The organism is Rhizobium sp. YTUHZ044 (genome assembly GCF_051123975.1).
Lineage (GTDB): Bacteria > Pseudomonadota > Alphaproteobacteria > Rhizobiales > Rhizobiaceae > Rhizobium.
The window spans coordinates 1,528,383-1,542,465 of the sequence record NZ_CP101426.1 but is presented as its reverse complement, the minus strand read 5'-3'; the positions used below and the strand labels follow the sequence as shown (position 1 = coordinate 1,542,465).

Below are 14,083 nucleotides of genomic sequence, written 5' to 3'. Positions count from 1 at the left end.
AATAATTCAAAACTGGGTTTTGGACGGATTGCAGCGCAACCCCATGCCTCACCCTTGTTTTCCAGTCTTACCGGCATGACGCGGGGCGCCAGCCAAGTTTTTGTGAGGCCCACATATGGGAGCAAAATCGCCCGGTGTGAAGCACCCCGGGCGATATATCATCAGATATTATTCTGCTGCAGCCGGAGCCGAAAGCAGCGTCACTGTGCCGCCGGCCTTTTCGATCTTCTCGACGGCGGGCTTGGAAGCGCCTGCGACGACGATGGTGATCTTGGCCTTGAGCTCGCCGTCAGCGAGAACGCGAACGCCGTCCTTGGCGCGGCGGATAACGCCGGCGGCCTTTAGGGCAGCTGCGTCAACAGTCGCCTTGGCATCGAGCTTGCCGGCGTCGATTGCCGCCTGAATGCGAGCAAGCGACACGACGACAAAGTCGGAAGCGAAAATGTTGTTGAAGCCGCGCTTCGGCAGGCGACGATAGATCGGCATCTGGCCGCCTTCGAAGCCGTTGATGGCGACGCCGGAACGGGACTTCTGACCCTTGACACCGCGACCAGCCGTCTTGCCGGAGCCCGAACCGATACCGCGGCCGAGGCGCTTGCGGCTGTGGGTGGAGCCTTCGTTGTCCTTGATTTCATTGAGTTTCATGAGCGTTTCCTCCGTCTCACTTCTCGTCGACGATGCGAACGAGATGCTGGACAGCACGGATCATGCCGCGAACGGAAGGAGTATCCTCCAGCGTGCGGCGACGGTGCATCTTGTTCAGTCCGAGACCGATCAGCGTGCGCTGCTGGACGTCCGGACGGCGAATCGGGCTGCCGATCTGTTCGATCGTGACAGTCTTCGTTTCAGCCTTCTTGGTAGCCTTGGCCATTGGTCAGCTCCTCTTATTCTTCAGAGGCGTTGCCGGAGGCGCTACGACGAGCCTGCAGCGTTGCATACTTGATGCCGCGCTGAGCTGCGATGTCCTTCGGGTGAACCTGGTGCTTCAGAGCGTCGAAGGTGGCGCGAACCATGTTGTAGGGGTTCGACGAACCGGTCGACTTGGCGACGACGTCGTGCATGCCGAGCGTTTCGAATACGGCGCGCATCGGACCACCGGCGATGATACCGGTACCAACCTTGGCCGAGCGCAGCAGAACCTTGCCGGCGCCATGGCGGCCATGAACGTCGTGATGCAGCGTACGGCCGTCACGCAGCGGTACGAAGATCAGCTCGCGCTTGGCGGCTTCGGTTGCCTTGCGGATGGCTTCCGGCACTTCGCGTGCCTTGCCATGGCCGAAGCCGACGCGGCCCTTCTGGTCGCCGACGACGACGAGTGCTGCGAAACCAAAACGACGGCCGCCCTTGACGACCTTGGCGACGCGGTTGATCGCGACAAGCTTGTCGACGAATTCGCTATCGCGCTCTTCACGGCTCTGGCGGTCTTCCCGCTGCGGCCTTCTTTCCTGTCCCATTGTCCTCTTCCTTTTTCTTTTCCGGGTGCAATCGGCAAACAAATGTGGACCGCATCAGCCTCCCCTTTTGGAGAGTGCCGCGGTCCGGCGAAAATCCGGCCGGCGCTTGACGCGTCCGGCCGGAAACTGATCAGAAGGTGAGACCGCCTTCGCGGGCCGCTTCGGCAAGAGCCTTGATGCGACCATGATAGATGAAGGCGCCACGGTCGAACACGACCTCCGACACGCCGGCCTTGGAGGCGCGCTCGGCGACGAGCTTGCCCACTGCAGCAGCGGCGGCGGTATCGGCACCGGTCTTCAGAGAACCGCGCAGATCCTTCTCGAGAGTGGAGGCAGACGCAAGCGTCTTGCCAGCCACATCGTCGATGATCTGGGCATAGATGTTCTTCGAGGAGCGATGAACCGACAGGCGCGGACGGCCATTGGCCACCGACTTGAGATGACGGCGCACGCGGTTGGCACGACGTGCAAGTGCTTCTTTCCTGCTAGCCATTTCGCGTGATCCTTACTTCTTCTTGCCTTCTTTGCGGACGATCCGCTCGTCAGCGTACTTGACGCCCTTGCCCTTATAGGGCTCAGGACCGCGATATTCGCGGATTTCAGCGGCGACCTGACCGACTTGCTGCTTATTGATGCCGGAGACAACGATTTCAGTCGGCTTCGGAACGGCGATCGTGATGCCGACCGGCGGCTCATAGATCACATCGTGGCTGAAGCCGAGGGCCAGCTGCAGGTTCTTGCCCTGCAGGGCGGCGCGGTAACCGACGCCGTTGATTTCGAGCTTGCGCTCAAAGCCGTCCTTGACGCCCTTGAAGATGCCTTCGATCATCGTGCGGGACATGCCCCACTTCGAACGCGCATCCTTGGTCTGGTTCACGGGCGTCACAACGACCGCGTTGTTTTCGAGCTTGAGGCTGATTTCGTCGTTAGCAACGAAAAACAGCTCGCCCTTCGGGCCCTTTGCGGTAACCTTCTGGCCATCGACCGTAGCCGTGATCCCAGCAGGCACCTGAACGGGCTTCTTACCGATACGAGACATGTTTCAATCCTGTCTGTTCGCTATGGAGATCCCTGCCCAATCTTAGAAGACCGAGCAAAGAACCTCGCCACCAACGTTCTGTTCGCGAGCCTGGTGATCGGCCATCACACCCTTCGGAGTCGAAAGGATGGTGATGCCGAGGCCGTTCGCGACCTGCGGAATGGACTTGACCGAGACATAAACCCGGCGGCCCGGTTTGGACACACGGCCGATCTCACGGATCACCGATGCGCCTTCATAATATTTCAGCTCGATGCTGAGCTCCGACTTGCCATTGCCGAAATCGACAACGGAATAGCCACGGATGTAGCCTTCGGACTGCAGGACATCGAGAACACGTGCGCGGAGCTTGGACGCAGGCGTCGAAACCGACGACTTGCGGCGGGAAGCGCCGTTACGGATACGGGTGAGCATATCGCCCAACGGATCAGTCATTGTCATCTAACCTGCTCCTTACCAGCTCGACTTGACGATGCCCGGCACCTTGCCGAGATTGCCCAGTTCACGCAGCGCAATACGCGACATGCGCAGTTTGCGGTAATATGCGCGCGGACGCCCCGAAACTTCGCAACGGTTGCGAATACGGGTCTTCGATCCATCGCGCGGCAGGGATGCCAGCTTGATCGAGGCCTTGAACCGCTCTTCGATCGGAAGAGCCTGGTTCATGATGATCGCCTTCAACGCAGCCCGCTTAGCGGCCTGGTTGGCGACCGTAGTACGGCGGCGCTTGTTCTTTTCAACTGCGCTTGTCTTCGCCATGTCAGGTTCCTTTTCTACGCTCGTCGTTACGGTTATTGACGGAACGGGAAGCTGAACTCTTTCAGGAGAGCCCGTGCTTCGTCGTCGGTCGTCGCCGTCGTGCAAACGATGATGTCCATGCCCCACATCTGATCAACCTTGTCGTAGTTGATTTCTGGGAACACAATGTGCTCCTTGATGCCCATGGCGAAGTTGCCACGGCCGTCAAAGCTCTTCGGGTTCAGGCCGCGGAAGTCGCGAACGCGCGGGAGCGCGATGTTGACCAGGCGATCCAGGAACTCGTACATGCGGGCGCCGCGCAGGGTGACCTTCGCGCCAATCGGCATGTTTTCGCGGACCTTGAAGCCAGCGATAGAGTTGCGTGCACGGGTGATGACCGGCTTCTGACCAGCGATAGCAGCCAGGTCGGCAGCAGCAACGGTCGGCTTCTTGGAGTCAGCCGTGGCTTCGCCCACACCCATGTTGATAACGATCTTGTCAAGCTTCGGGATCATCATCTCGTTGGCGTAGGAGAACTTCTCCTGCATCGCCTTGCGGATGCGCTCGACATATTCTTTCTTGAGCCGCGGCTCGTACTTTGCCTCAGCCATCGATCACTTCTCCAGAACGCTTGGCAACACGGACCTTCTTGCCGTCAACGACCTTGAAACCGACGCGGGTCGGCTTGCCGTCCTTGTCGACGATTGCAATGTTGGACAGGTGAACCGGAGCTTCCTTGGCGATGATGCCGGCTTCCTGTGTCTGCGTCTGGCGCTGGTGGCGCTTGACGACGTTGACGCCACGGACGACCGCACGATCTTCCTTCGGCATAACCTGTACGACTTCGCCGGTGCGGCCCTTGTCCTTGCCAGCGAGCATGACGACCTTGTCGCCCTTACGAATCTTCTGCATCGTTCGCTCCTTACAGTACTTCGGGAGCCAGCGAGATGATCTTCATGTGGTTCTTGGCGCGAAGTTCGCGCGGAACCGGTCCGAAGATACGGGTGCCGATCGGCTCTTTCTTATTGTCGATGAGGACTGCTGCGTTGGTGTCGAAGCGGATGACCGAGCCATCCGGACGACGGATGTCCTTGGCGGTACGAACGACAACCGCCTTCATCACGTCACCCTTCTTCACACGGCCGCGCGGGATCGCTTCCTTGATCGAAACGACGATGACGTCGCCGATCGAGGCATACTTGCGCTTCGAGCCGCCCAGCACCTTGATGCACATGACACGACGTGCGCCGGAATTATCCGCGACGTCGAGGTTTGTTTGCATCTGAATCATATCAGGTCGCCTTCTTGGTTTACCGGAATGGTTGGGCCTAAGCCCCCTACCCCGGCTTATGAAAATGTTCGCCGGCCGACCTGCCGTAACGGCAGGCAACAACACGGCATAGCTGAATAGCGCGGGGTCGATCGTGCCAGGGTGGTTTCCCGAACGGGACCTTCCGTGCGCTCAAAGCAAAAGAACGCCCGGCATTCGAGCGTTCTGACGCTGCTTCATACAGATATTTCGGCGAGACGCAAGGCCTCGGCCAAAATTCTGTTACTTGCCCTGGGCGGCAATCACCGTCCAGCGCTTGTCCTTGGAGATCGGCGCGCATTCCTCGATGGATACGGTATCGCCGATCTTGTACTGGTTGTTTTCGTCGTGGGCCTTGTACTTCTTGGATCGACGAACGGTCTTCTGGAGCAGCGGGTGAGCGAAACGACGCTCGACACGAACCACTACCGTCTTCTCGTTCTTGTCGCCAACGACGACGCCCTGCAGGATGCGCTTCGGCATATTTTTCTTCCTTTAGGCCTTAACTTCTGCCGCCTTCTGGCGGGCAATGGTTTTCACGCGGGCGATGTCCTTGCGGACTTCGTTGATGCGCGAGGACTTTTCGAGCTGGCCGGTCGCCTTCTGGAAGCGCAGGTTGAACTGCTCCTTCTTCAGCTTGGCAAGCTCGTCCTTGAGTTGGTCGGCGGTCAACGCGCGAACATCTGAGGCTTTCATGAGCTCAATCCTTACTCTGCAATGCGCTGTACGAAGCGCGTCTTGACCGAGAGCTTGGCAGAGCCGAGACGAAGCGCCTCACGGGCGATCTCTTCGCTGACGCCGTCGATCTCGAACATCATACGACCGGGCTTGACCTTGCATGCCCAGTACTCAACGGAGCCCTTACCCTTACCCATGCGGACTTCGGTCGGCTTTGCGGTTACCGGAACGTCCGGGAACACGCGGATCCATACACGGCCGGCGCGCTTCATGTAACGCGTGATCGCGCGGCGAGCCGCTTCGATCTCGCGTGCGTTGACGCGGTTGGGCTCCTGAGCCTTCAGGCCGAATTCGCCGAATGCCAGGTCAGAACCGCCCTTGGCGACGCCCTTGATGCGGCCCTTGAACTGCTTGCGGTACTTAGTACGCTTTGGCTGCAACATTTTCTTACTTCTCCGAGCTTATCTTTCGCCAGCGCTAATTACGCGTTGTCGCGTTCGCGGCGACGATCGCCACGGTCGCGTTCGCGGCTTGCCGGACCCTGTGCGTCGCCTTCCAGCGCGCGACGTTCGGAAGCCATCGGATCGTGCTCAAGGATTTCGCCCTTGAAGATCCAGACCTTGATGCCGCAGATACCGAATGCGGTTTCTGCTTCTGCCGTGCCGTAGTCGATGTCGGCGCGCAGCGTGTGCAGCGGCACGCGACCTTCACGGTACCATTCCGTACGGGCGATTTCCGCACCGCCGAGACGGCCGGCGCAGGTGATCTTGATGCCCTCGGCGCCAAGACGCATCGCGGACTGAACGGCGCGCTTCATGGCGCGGCGGAAAGCCACGCGGCGCTCGAGCTGCTGGGCGATCGACTGAGCGACCAGAGTTGCGTCGACTTCGGGCTTGCGCACTTCGACGATGTTGAGGTGCGTTTCCGAGTTGGTCATATCGGACAGCTTCTTGCGGAGCTTGTCGATGTCGGCGCCCTTGCGGCCGATGATCAGGCCCGGACGAGCCGAGTGGATCGTGACGCGGCACTTCTTGTGCGGACGCTCGATAACCACCTTGGAGATCCCGGCCTGCTTCAGTTCGCTCATCACGAACTTGCGCATTTTCAGGTCTTCGTGCAGCAGCTGGCCATACTCGGCATTGTCCGCGAACCAGCGGCTATCCCAGGTACGATTGATGCCGAGACGGAAACCGATCGGATTGATTTTCTGACCCATTATGCGGCCTCCTCTGCTGCCTGCACTTCACGAACGACGATCGTCAGGTGCGCGAAGGGCTTTTCGATGCGCGACGCGCGACCGCGGCCACGAGCGTGGAAACGCTTCATGACGATCGACTTGCCGACGTAGGCTTCGGCGACGACGAGTGCGTCGACGTCGAGATCGTGGTTGTTCTCGGCGTTGGCGATCGCTGATTCGAGCGTCTTCTTTACGGCGCCCGCGATGCGCTTGCGGGAAAACTCCAGCTCAGCGAGTGCACGCTCGACCTTCTTGCCGCGGATGGCCGCAGCAACCAGGTTGAGCTTCTGGGGGCTGACGCGGAGCGTGCGGGCGACTGCTTGCGCCTCGTTGTCCTTCAGCCGGCGTTCGGCTTTTGCCTTGCCCATTGTTACTTCCTCTTCGCCTTCTTGTCCGCGCCGTGACCGTAGTAGGTGCGGGTCGGAGAGAATTCACCGAATTTGTGACCGACCATGTCTTCATTGACACTGACCGGGACATGTTTGCTGCCGTTGTAGACGCCGAAGGTGAGACCGACGAACTGCGGCAGGATCGTGGAGCGACGGCTCCAGATCTTGATCACTTCTGCACGTCCGCCTTCACGAACCTTCTCAGCCTTCTTGAGAAGATAGCCGTCAACGAACGGACCTTTCCATACTGAACGAGCCATTGGAGACTTCCTCTCTTACTTCTTACGCTGATGACGCGAGCGCATGATCATCTTGTCGGTCGACTTGTTCGACCGGGTGCGCTTGCCCTTGGTCGGCTTGCCCCACGGTGTCACTGGATGGCGACCACCGGAGGTGCGGCCTTCACCACCGCCGTGCGGATGGTCGACCGGGTTCATGACGACACCGCGGTTATGGGGACGCTTGCCGCGCCAGACGGTACGACCGGCCTTGCCGTCGTTGATGTTGGCGTGGTCCGGGTTGGAGACGGCGCCGATCGAAGCAAGGCAGATGCCGCTTACGAGGCGCTGCTCACCGGAGTTCAGGCGAAGGATCGCCATGCCCTGGTCACGACCCACCAGCTGTGCGTAGGAACCGGCGGAACGGGCGATCTGACCGCCCTTGCCCGGCTTCATTTCCACATTGTGGATGATGGAGCCGACCGGGATATACTGCAGCGGCATGGTGTTGCCGGGCTTGACGTCGACAGCCTTCTCCGAAGCGATGACCTTGTCGCCGGCGGCGAGACGCTGCGGAGCGATGATGTAGGCCTGCTCGCCATCCGAATAGCTCACCAGGGCGATGAAAGCCGTGCGGTTCGGATCGTATTCGATACGCTCGACCGTGCCTTCGACATCGAACTTGCGACGCTTGAAGTCGACCAGACGGTAGCTGCGCTTATGACCGCCACCGATGAAGCGAGCCGTGATGCGGCCGAGGTTGTTACGACCACCGCTCTTGGTCAGACCTTCCGTCAGCGCCTTGACCGGCTTGCCCTTGTAGAGCGAGGAGCGGTCCACGATGACCAGCTGACGCTGGCTCGGGGTCGTCGGATTGAATGTTTTCAATGCCATTTTCTTATTCCTCAGAGACCGGTGGAGACGTCGATCGTCTGGCCTTCAGCCAGCGTCACGACAGCCTTCTTCACGTCCTTCTGCTTGCCGACGAAACCGCGGAACCGCTTGGTCTTGCCCTTGCGCAGCAGAGTGTTGACGGCCGTAACCTTGACGCCGAACAGCGCCTCGACAGCAGCCTTGATTTCCGGCTTTGTCGCCTGCTTGGCGACATTGAAAACAACCTGGTTGTTTTCGGATACCAGCGTGGACTTTTCGGTGATCGCCGGAGAGACGATCACATCGTAGTGGCGAAGATCGGTCACTTGAATCGCTCCTCTAGCGCTTCAACCGCAGCCTTGGAAAGCACGAGCTTGCCACGGCGCACGATGTCGTAAACATTGATGCCCTGGATCGGCAGAACATCGATGTTCGGGATGTTCTGTGCCGCAAGCTTGAAGTTGCCGTCAAGCTCTGCGCCGCCGATGAAGAGGGCGTTGGTCAGGCCGAGCGTCTCGAAAGCGGACGCGAGAGCCTTGGTCTTGGCTTCAGCTGCGACCAGGTTGTCGATGACGATAACGTCATCAGCCTTGATCTTGGCCGAAAGGGCATGGCGAAGGCCGAGTGCCCGAACCTTCTTCGGAAGGTCGTGCTCGTGGCTGCGAACGACCGGGCCATGGGCCTTGCCGCCGCCGCGGAACTGCGGAGCGCGAGCCGAATGGTGACGAGCGCGGCCCGTACCCTTCTGCTTGTACATCTTGGCACCGGTGCGCGAGACTTCAGCGCGGCCCTTTGCCTTGTGCGTGCCCTGCTGCTTCTTGGCAAGCTGCCAGCGGATAACGCGGGCGAGAATGTCTTCGCGGGGCTCGAGGCCGAAAATCTCGTCCGAAAGGGAGACCTTCCCGGCGTCTTTTCCCTCGAGGGTCTTGACGTTCAATTCCATTGATCTGGCTCCCTTACTTCGCGGCCGACTTGACGGCGTCGCGCACGATGATCCAGGCACCCTTGGAACCGGGAACAGCACCCTTGATCAGGATCAGACCGCGATCTTCGTCGGTCGAAACCACTTCCAGGTTCTGTGTCGTGACGCGCGTCTGGCCCATGTGACCAGCCATCTTCTTGTTCTTGAAAACCTTGCCCGGATCCTGGCGCGAGCCGGTCGAACCGTGCGAACGGTGCGAAACCGACACACCGTGCGTGGCGCGCAGACCGCCGAAACCATGGCGCTTCATGGCGCCGGCAAAACCCTTACCGATCGTCGTACCCGTCACATCGACGAGCTGACCGGCGGCAAAGTGACCCGCCTTGAGCTCCGTGCCGATCTCCAGCAGATTGTCTTCCGACACGCGGAATTCTGCGAGCTTGGCCTTCGGCTCGACGTTGGCTACGGCAAAGTTGCCGCGCATCGCCTTCGACGTATTCTTCACCTTCGCCTGGCCGGCACCGAGCTGAACTGCGGTATAGCCATTCTTCTCGACAGTGCGCGTGGCAACGACCTGGCAGCCGTCCATACGCAGTACCGTTACCGGGACATGCTCGCCGGCGTCGTTGTAGACGCGGGTCATTCCCACCTTTTGTGCAATCACACCTGAACGCATCGGTTCAATCCTTCCAACTCAGCTCGAGCAAGCTCAGAGCTTGATCTCAACATCGACACCGGCGGCGAGATCGAGCTTCATCAGCGCGTCTACCGTCTGCGGGGTCGGGTCTACGATGTCGAGCAGGCGCTTATGCGTGCGCATCTCGAACTGTTCGCGGCTCTTCTTGTCGATGTGCGGGGACCGGTTGACCGTAAACTTCTCGATGCGGGTCGGAAGCGGAACGGGGCCCCGGACGCTTGCACCGGTGCGCTTCGCCGTCGACACGATCTCGCGCGTAGAAGCATCGAGAATCCGGTGATCGAACGCCTTCAGGCGAATGCGGATATTTTGGCCGTTCATTCGACGTTATCCTTGTGTTTGTTTTCCGCATGTCTCTGGACAAGACACGGGTTGTTCTTTCTTCCTAAGGCGGACCACCGGTTTCAAAGATCGAGAGGGCGCCGATACCGACATCCCTATCCAGTCTTCAGGGCCTTCTAGCCCACCTTATTTGCTTGTTCAGTCACCGCTTCGTCGTCCAAAGCGGCGCGCAAATCGCGCTCGCGCGCCATTTGCTACATTTCTGTGTAATAAGCAAGCGGCTTGCGCCGCCTGCATCATAATATTGTCATCGAATCGGCCACCCCACCGGAGTGGCCGAAGGAATTACTCGACGATCGAAGCGACGATACCGGCGCCGACGGTGCGGCCGCCTTCGCGGATAGCGAAGCGCAGCTTTTCTTCCATCGCGATCGGAACGATCAGCTCGACGTCAACCGTGACGTTGTCGCCCGGCATGACCATTTCCGTGCCTTCCGGAAGCGTCACGATGCCGGTAACGTCCGTCGTGCGGAAGTAGAACTGCGGACGGTAGTTGGTGAAGAACGGCGTATGACGGCCGCCCTCTTCCTTCGTCAGGATGTAGGCTTCTGCCTTGAACTTCTTGTGCGGCTTGACCGAGCCCGGCTTGCACAGGATCTGACCACGCTCGACGCCGTCACGGTTCACACCGCGGATCAGCGCGCCGATGTTGTCGCCGGCCTGGCCCTGGTCGAGCAGCTTGCGGAACATTTCAACGCCGGTCACCGTCGTCTTCGACGTCGGACGGATGCCGACGATCTCGACTTCTTCACCAACCTTGATGATGCCACGCTCGACGCGGCCGGTCACGACCGTACCACGGCCCGAGATCGAGAACACGTCTTCGATCGGCATCAGGAACGGCTGGTCAACCGGACGCTCAGGCGTCGGGATGTACGAGTCGACCGCTGCCATCAGTTCGCGGATCGCGTCTTCGCCGATCTTCTTGTCGGAATCTTCAAGAGCAGCAAGCGCCGAGCCCTTGACGACCGGAATGTCGTCGCCCGGGAAGTCGTAGGACGACAGAAGCTCGCGAACCTCGAGCTCGACCAGCTCGAGAAGCTCGGCGTCGTCAACCTGGTCGACCTTGTTCAGGAACACAACGATCGCCGGAACGCCGACCTGGCGGGCGAGCAGGATGTGTTCGCGCGTCTGCGGCATCGGGCCGTCAGCAGCCGAGCAAACCAGAATCGCGCCGTCCATCTGCGCCGCACCGGTGATCATGTTCTTCACGTAGTCGGCATGGCCGGGGCAGTCGACGTGCGCATAGTGGCGGGCCGGCGTCTCATACTCAACGTGCGCCGTCGAGATCGTGATACCGCGCGCCTTCTCTTCCGGAGCCGCGTCGATCTGGTCGTACGCCTTGAACTCACCGAAGTACTTCGTGATCGCTGCCGTCAGAGACGTCTTGCCGTGGTCAACGTGGCCGATCGTGCCAATGTTGACGTGCGGCTTGTTGCGCTCAAACTTACTCTTTGCCATTTTCGGCTCTCCGTTTTGCTAGTCCCCGAGAGGAGCTAATTCTTGTTATCGGTCAATTGGTATTCCGGTCACTTCTGACCGGAATACTTTGCCTGGATTTCGGTTGCGACGTTCGACGGGACCGGCGCGTAATGATCGAAGGTCATCGTGTACTGCGCGCGGCCCTGCGACATGGAGCGCAGGTTGTCGACGTACTTGAACATGTTGGCCAGCGGAACGTTGGCGCTGATGACAACCGCGATGCCACGGCTTTCCTGACCCTGGATCTGGCCACGGCGGGAGTTGAGGTCGCCGATAACGTCACCGACGTAATCTTCCGGGGTGACGACTTCGACCTTCATCATCGGCTCGAGGAGCTGAGCGCCGGCCTTCTTCGCTGCTTCACGGAAGCAAGCGCGGGAAGCGATTTCGAACGCCAGGACCGACGAGTCTACATCGTGGAAGGCGCCGTCGATGAGCGTCGCCTTGACGCCGAGCATCGGGAAGCCAGCCAGCGGACCGGAAGACAGAACGCTCTCGATGCCCTTCTGAACGCCCGGGATGTATTCCTTCGGAACAGAGCCGCCGACGATCTTGGATTCGAACTTGAAGTCTTCGCCTTCCGGGTTCGGTTCGAAGATGATCTTGACACGTGCGAACTGGCCGGTACCACCGGTCTGCTTCTTGTGCGTATAGTCTTCTTCGGTCTGGCGCGTGATGGTTTCGCGGTAAGCAACCTGCGGCGCACCGACGTTTGCTTCGACCTTGAACTCGCGACGCATGCGGTCGACGATGATGTCGAGATGCAGTTCGCCCATGCCGGCGATGATCGTCTGGCCGGATTCCTGGTCCGTCTTCACGCGGAAGGACGGGTCTTCAGCTGCCAGGCGGTTGAGCGCGAGGCCCATCTTTTCCTGGTCGCCCTTGGACTTCGGCTCGATGGCGATCTGGATGACCGGCTCGGGGAATTCCATGCGCTCGAGGATAACCGGCTTCAGCGGATCGCAGAGCGTATCGCCAGTGGTGGTTTCCTTGAGGCCGGCGAGAGCAACGATGTCGCCCGCGAAGGCTTCTTCGATGTCTTCACGCGAGTTGGAGTGCATCTGCAGCATACGGCCGACGCGCTCGCGCTTGTCCTTGACCGTGTTCAGAACCGAGGAGCCCTTTTCGAGCTTGCCGGAGTAGATGCGTGCGAAGGTGAGCGAACCGACGAAGGGGTCGTTCATGATCTTGAACGCCAGCATCGAAAGCGGCTCGGCGTCGTCTGCATGACGCTCGATATCAGCTTCGGTCTTGAAGTCGATGCCCTTGATCGCCGGAATGTCGAGCGGCGACGGCAGGTAGTCGACGACGGCGTCGAGCAGCGGCTGCACACCCTTGTTCTTGAAGGCGGTGCCGCAGAACATCGGATGGAACTTGACGTCGATCGTGCCGCGGCGAACGAGTTCGCGGATCTTATCGTTGTCGGGCATGTTGCCTTCGAGGTAGGCTTCCATCGCAGCTTCGTCGATCTCGACGACCGTCTCGATCAGCTTTTCACGATATTCTTCAGCCTTGGCCTTCAGGTCATCCGGGATTTCGACGACGTCCCACTGGGCGCCGAGCGATTCGTCGCGCCAGATCAGGGCATTCATCTCGACGAGGTCGACAACGCCCTTGAAGTCGCTTTCAGCGCCGATCGGCAGCTGCATGACGACGGCGGTCGCACCGAGACGCGTCTTGATCATCTCGACCGAGCGGTAGAAGTCCGCGCCGGTCTTGTCCATCTTGTTGCAGAAGATCATCCGCGGAACATTGTACTTCTCAGCCTGGCGCCAGACGGTTTCCGTCTGCGGCTCCACGCCGGCGTTGGCGTCGAGCAGCGCGATGGCGCCGTCCAGAACGCGCAGCGAACGCTCGACTTCGATGGTGAAGTCGACGTGGCCGGGAGTGTCGATGATGTTGAAGCGGCGCATCTTGCCGTCACGGCCCTTCCAGAAGGTCGTGGTGGCAGCGGACGTGATCGTGATGCCACGCTCCTGCTCCTGCTCCATCCAGTCCATGGTGGCTGCGCCGTCGTGGACTTCGCCGATCTTGTGCGACTTGCCGGTGTAGTAAAGGATACGCTCGGTGGTCGTGGTCTTGCCGGCGTCGATATGCGCCATGATACCGAAATTGCGGTAGTCTTCGATCTTATATTCGCGAGCCATTGTGGACTGCCTTTCGATACCGTTCGGAATTACCAGCGATAGTGCGAGAACGCGCGGTTGGCGTCAGCCATCTTGTGCGTGTCTTCGCGCTTCTTGACGGCGGAGCCGCGGTTGTTGGACGCATCGAGCAGTTCGCCGGACAGACGGTCGATCATGGTGGTTTCGTTGCGCTTGCGGGCGGCGGCAATCAGCCAGCGAATGGCGAGAGCCTGGCGGCGCTCCGGACGGACGTCGACCGGAACCTGATAGGTCGCACCACCGACGCGGCGCGAGCGGACTTCAACGTGCGGGGCAATGTTGTCGAGCGCAGAATGGAAAACCGAAAGCGGCTCCTGCTTGGACTTGCCCTGGACGGCGTCGAACGCACCGTAGACGATGTTTTCAGCAACGGACTTCTTACCATCGAGCATGATGGCATTCATGAACTTGGTTACGACGAGGTCACCGAACTTCGGATCCGGGTTGATCTCGCGCTTTTCTGCTTTATGACGTCTGGACATACTTTTCGTCTCTTCAACCGTTAAGGCGCTTCATCACGCGGAGGACCTCGCGCAGCGC

At 59.9% G+C, this 14,083-nt stretch carries 24 protein-coding genes; all 24 read right to left on the bottom strand.

Features of this window, described 5'->3' with window-relative positions; all coding sequences use genetic code 11:
• Positions 1–168 precede the first annotated feature (168 nt).
• The 24 genes from rplO to rpsG all read right to left on the bottom strand — a co-directional run bounded on the left by rplO (position 169) and on the right by rpsG (position 14,025).
• Positions 169–645 carry a 50S ribosomal protein L15 gene (gene rplO, locus NL154_RS07615; protein WP_210628245.1) on the bottom strand — a complete coding sequence of 159 codons (477 nt, stop codon included), beginning with the start codon at positions 643–645 and terminating at the stop codon, positions 169–171.
• Between the two features lie 16 nt (positions 646–661).
• Positions 662–871 (bottom strand): 50S ribosomal protein L30, encoded by a 210-nt coding sequence (rpmD, locus tag NL154_RS07610; RefSeq protein ID WP_221155986.1) that lies wholly within the window; start codon positions 869–871, stop codon positions 662–664.
• Between the two features lie 13 nt (positions 872–884).
• Positions 885–1,454: a 30S ribosomal protein S5 gene (gene rpsE, locus NL154_RS07605; RefSeq protein ID WP_434733857.1), complete on the bottom strand. Its 570-nt coding sequence runs from the start codon at positions 1,452–1,454 to the stop codon at positions 885–887.
• 130 nt (positions 1,455–1,584) lie between these two features.
• Positions 1,585–1,947, bottom strand: a complete 363-nt coding sequence (rplR, locus tag NL154_RS07600; protein WP_210628246.1) for a 50S ribosomal protein L18 — start codon at positions 1,945–1,947, stop codon at positions 1,585–1,587.
• A gap of 12 nt (positions 1,948–1,959) precedes the next feature.
• Positions 1,960–2,493, bottom strand: a complete 534-nt coding sequence (rplF, locus tag NL154_RS07595) for a 50S ribosomal protein L6 (RefSeq protein WP_008521309.1) — start codon at positions 2,491–2,493, stop codon at positions 1,960–1,962.
• A 42-nt stretch (positions 2,494–2,535) separates the two neighbouring features.
• Positions 2,536–2,934, bottom strand: coding sequence for a 30S ribosomal protein S8 (rpsH, locus tag NL154_RS07590; protein ID WP_003547562.1), 399 nt, complete (start codon positions 2,932–2,934; stop codon positions 2,536–2,538).
• Between the two features lie 12 nt (positions 2,935–2,946).
• Positions 2,947–3,252: a 30S ribosomal protein S14 gene (gene rpsN / locus NL154_RS07585; RefSeq protein ID WP_003573787.1), complete on the bottom strand. Its 306-nt coding sequence runs from the start codon at positions 3,250–3,252 to the stop codon at positions 2,947–2,949.
• 32 nt (positions 3,253–3,284) lie between these two features.
• The gene (rplE, locus tag NL154_RS07580; protein WP_004674930.1) at positions 3,285–3,842 is read right to left on the bottom strand and encodes a 50S ribosomal protein L5; all 558 of its coding nucleotides are present in this window, start codon (positions 3,840–3,842) and stop codon (positions 3,285–3,287) included.
• Positions 3,835–4,143, bottom strand: a complete 309-nt coding sequence (gene rplX / locus NL154_RS07575) for a 50S ribosomal protein L24 (protein WP_008521328.1) — start codon at positions 4,141–4,143, stop codon at positions 3,835–3,837. The genes rplE and rplX overlap by 8 nt, the downstream gene beginning before the upstream one ends.
• A 10-nt stretch (positions 4,144–4,153) precedes the next feature.
• Positions 4,154–4,522, bottom strand: coding sequence for a 50S ribosomal protein L14 (gene rplN / locus NL154_RS07570; protein WP_003573790.1), 369 nt, complete (start codon positions 4,520–4,522; stop codon positions 4,154–4,156).
• A 261-nt stretch (positions 4,523–4,783) separates the two neighbouring features.
• The gene (gene rpsQ / locus NL154_RS07565; RefSeq protein ID WP_004674926.1) at positions 4,784–5,023 is read right to left on the bottom strand and encodes a 30S ribosomal protein S17; all 240 of its coding nucleotides are present in this window, start codon (positions 5,021–5,023) and stop codon (positions 4,784–4,786) included.
• 12 nt (positions 5,024–5,035) lie between these two features.
• Positions 5,036–5,236, bottom strand: coding sequence for a 50S ribosomal protein L29 (rpmC, locus tag NL154_RS07560; RefSeq protein ID WP_004674925.1), 201 nt, complete (start codon positions 5,234–5,236; stop codon positions 5,036–5,038).
• A gap of 11 nt (positions 5,237–5,247) precedes the next feature.
• Positions 5,248–5,661, bottom strand: a complete 414-nt coding sequence (gene rplP, locus NL154_RS07555; protein WP_003573792.1) for a 50S ribosomal protein L16 — start codon at positions 5,659–5,661, stop codon at positions 5,248–5,250.
• 38 nt (positions 5,662–5,699) lie between these two features.
• Positions 5,700–6,434 (bottom strand): 30S ribosomal protein S3, encoded by a 735-nt coding sequence (gene rpsC, locus NL154_RS07550; protein ID WP_003573793.1) that lies wholly within the window; start codon positions 6,432–6,434, stop codon positions 5,700–5,702.
• A complete protein-coding gene (gene rplV / locus NL154_RS07545) occupies positions 6,434–6,823 on the bottom strand; it encodes a 50S ribosomal protein L22 (RefSeq protein WP_004674922.1) in 390 nt (129 codons plus the stop codon). Before rplV ends, rpsC begins: the two co-directional genes overlap by 1 nt.
• A gap of 2 nt (positions 6,824–6,825) precedes the next feature.
• A complete protein-coding gene (rpsS, locus tag NL154_RS07540) occupies positions 6,826–7,104 on the bottom strand; it encodes a 30S ribosomal protein S19 (RefSeq protein ID WP_007531666.1) in 279 nt (92 codons plus the stop codon).
• A 15-nt stretch (positions 7,105–7,119) separates the two neighbouring features.
• Complete coding sequence (gene rplB, locus NL154_RS07535) at positions 7,120–7,956, bottom strand: 50S ribosomal protein L2 (RefSeq protein ID WP_184452872.1); 837 nt, start codon at positions 7,954–7,956, stop codon at positions 7,120–7,122.
• An 11-nt stretch (positions 7,957–7,967) separates the two neighbouring features.
• Positions 7,968–8,261 carry a 50S ribosomal protein L23 gene (locus tag NL154_RS07530; RefSeq protein WP_003547550.1) on the bottom strand — a complete coding sequence of 98 codons (294 nt, stop codon included), beginning with the start codon at positions 8,259–8,261 and terminating at the stop codon, positions 7,968–7,970.
• Positions 8,258–8,878, bottom strand: coding sequence for a 50S ribosomal protein L4 (rplD, locus tag NL154_RS07525; protein WP_004674918.1), 621 nt, complete (start codon positions 8,876–8,878; stop codon positions 8,258–8,260). Before rplD ends, NL154_RS07530 begins: the two co-directional genes overlap by 4 nt.
• 13 nt (positions 8,879–8,891) lie before the next feature.
• Positions 8,892–9,533 (bottom strand): 50S ribosomal protein L3, encoded by a 642-nt coding sequence (gene rplC / locus NL154_RS07520; RefSeq protein WP_004674916.1) that lies wholly within the window; start codon positions 9,531–9,533, stop codon positions 8,892–8,894.
• 33 nt (positions 9,534–9,566) lie between these two features.
• Positions 9,567–9,875: a 30S ribosomal protein S10 gene (rpsJ, locus tag NL154_RS07515; protein WP_003547547.1), complete on the bottom strand. Its 309-nt coding sequence runs from the start codon at positions 9,873–9,875 to the stop codon at positions 9,567–9,569.
• Positions 9,876–10,181: 306 nt separating this feature from the next.
• Positions 10,182–11,357, bottom strand: a complete 1,176-nt coding sequence (gene tuf, locus NL154_RS07510; RefSeq protein WP_011424970.1) for an elongation factor Tu — start codon at positions 11,355–11,357, stop codon at positions 10,182–10,184.
• A gap of 68 nt (positions 11,358–11,425) precedes the next feature.
• Entirely contained in the window at positions 11,426–13,525 is a 2,100-nt protein-coding gene (gene fusA, locus NL154_RS07505) for an elongation factor G (protein WP_210628248.1), read from the bottom strand.
• Positions 13,526–13,554: 29 nt separating this feature from the next.
• Positions 13,555–14,025, bottom strand: coding sequence for a 30S ribosomal protein S7 (gene rpsG, locus NL154_RS07500; protein WP_004669085.1), 471 nt, complete (start codon positions 14,023–14,025; stop codon positions 13,555–13,557).
• Positions 14,026–14,083 lie beyond the last annotated feature (58 nt).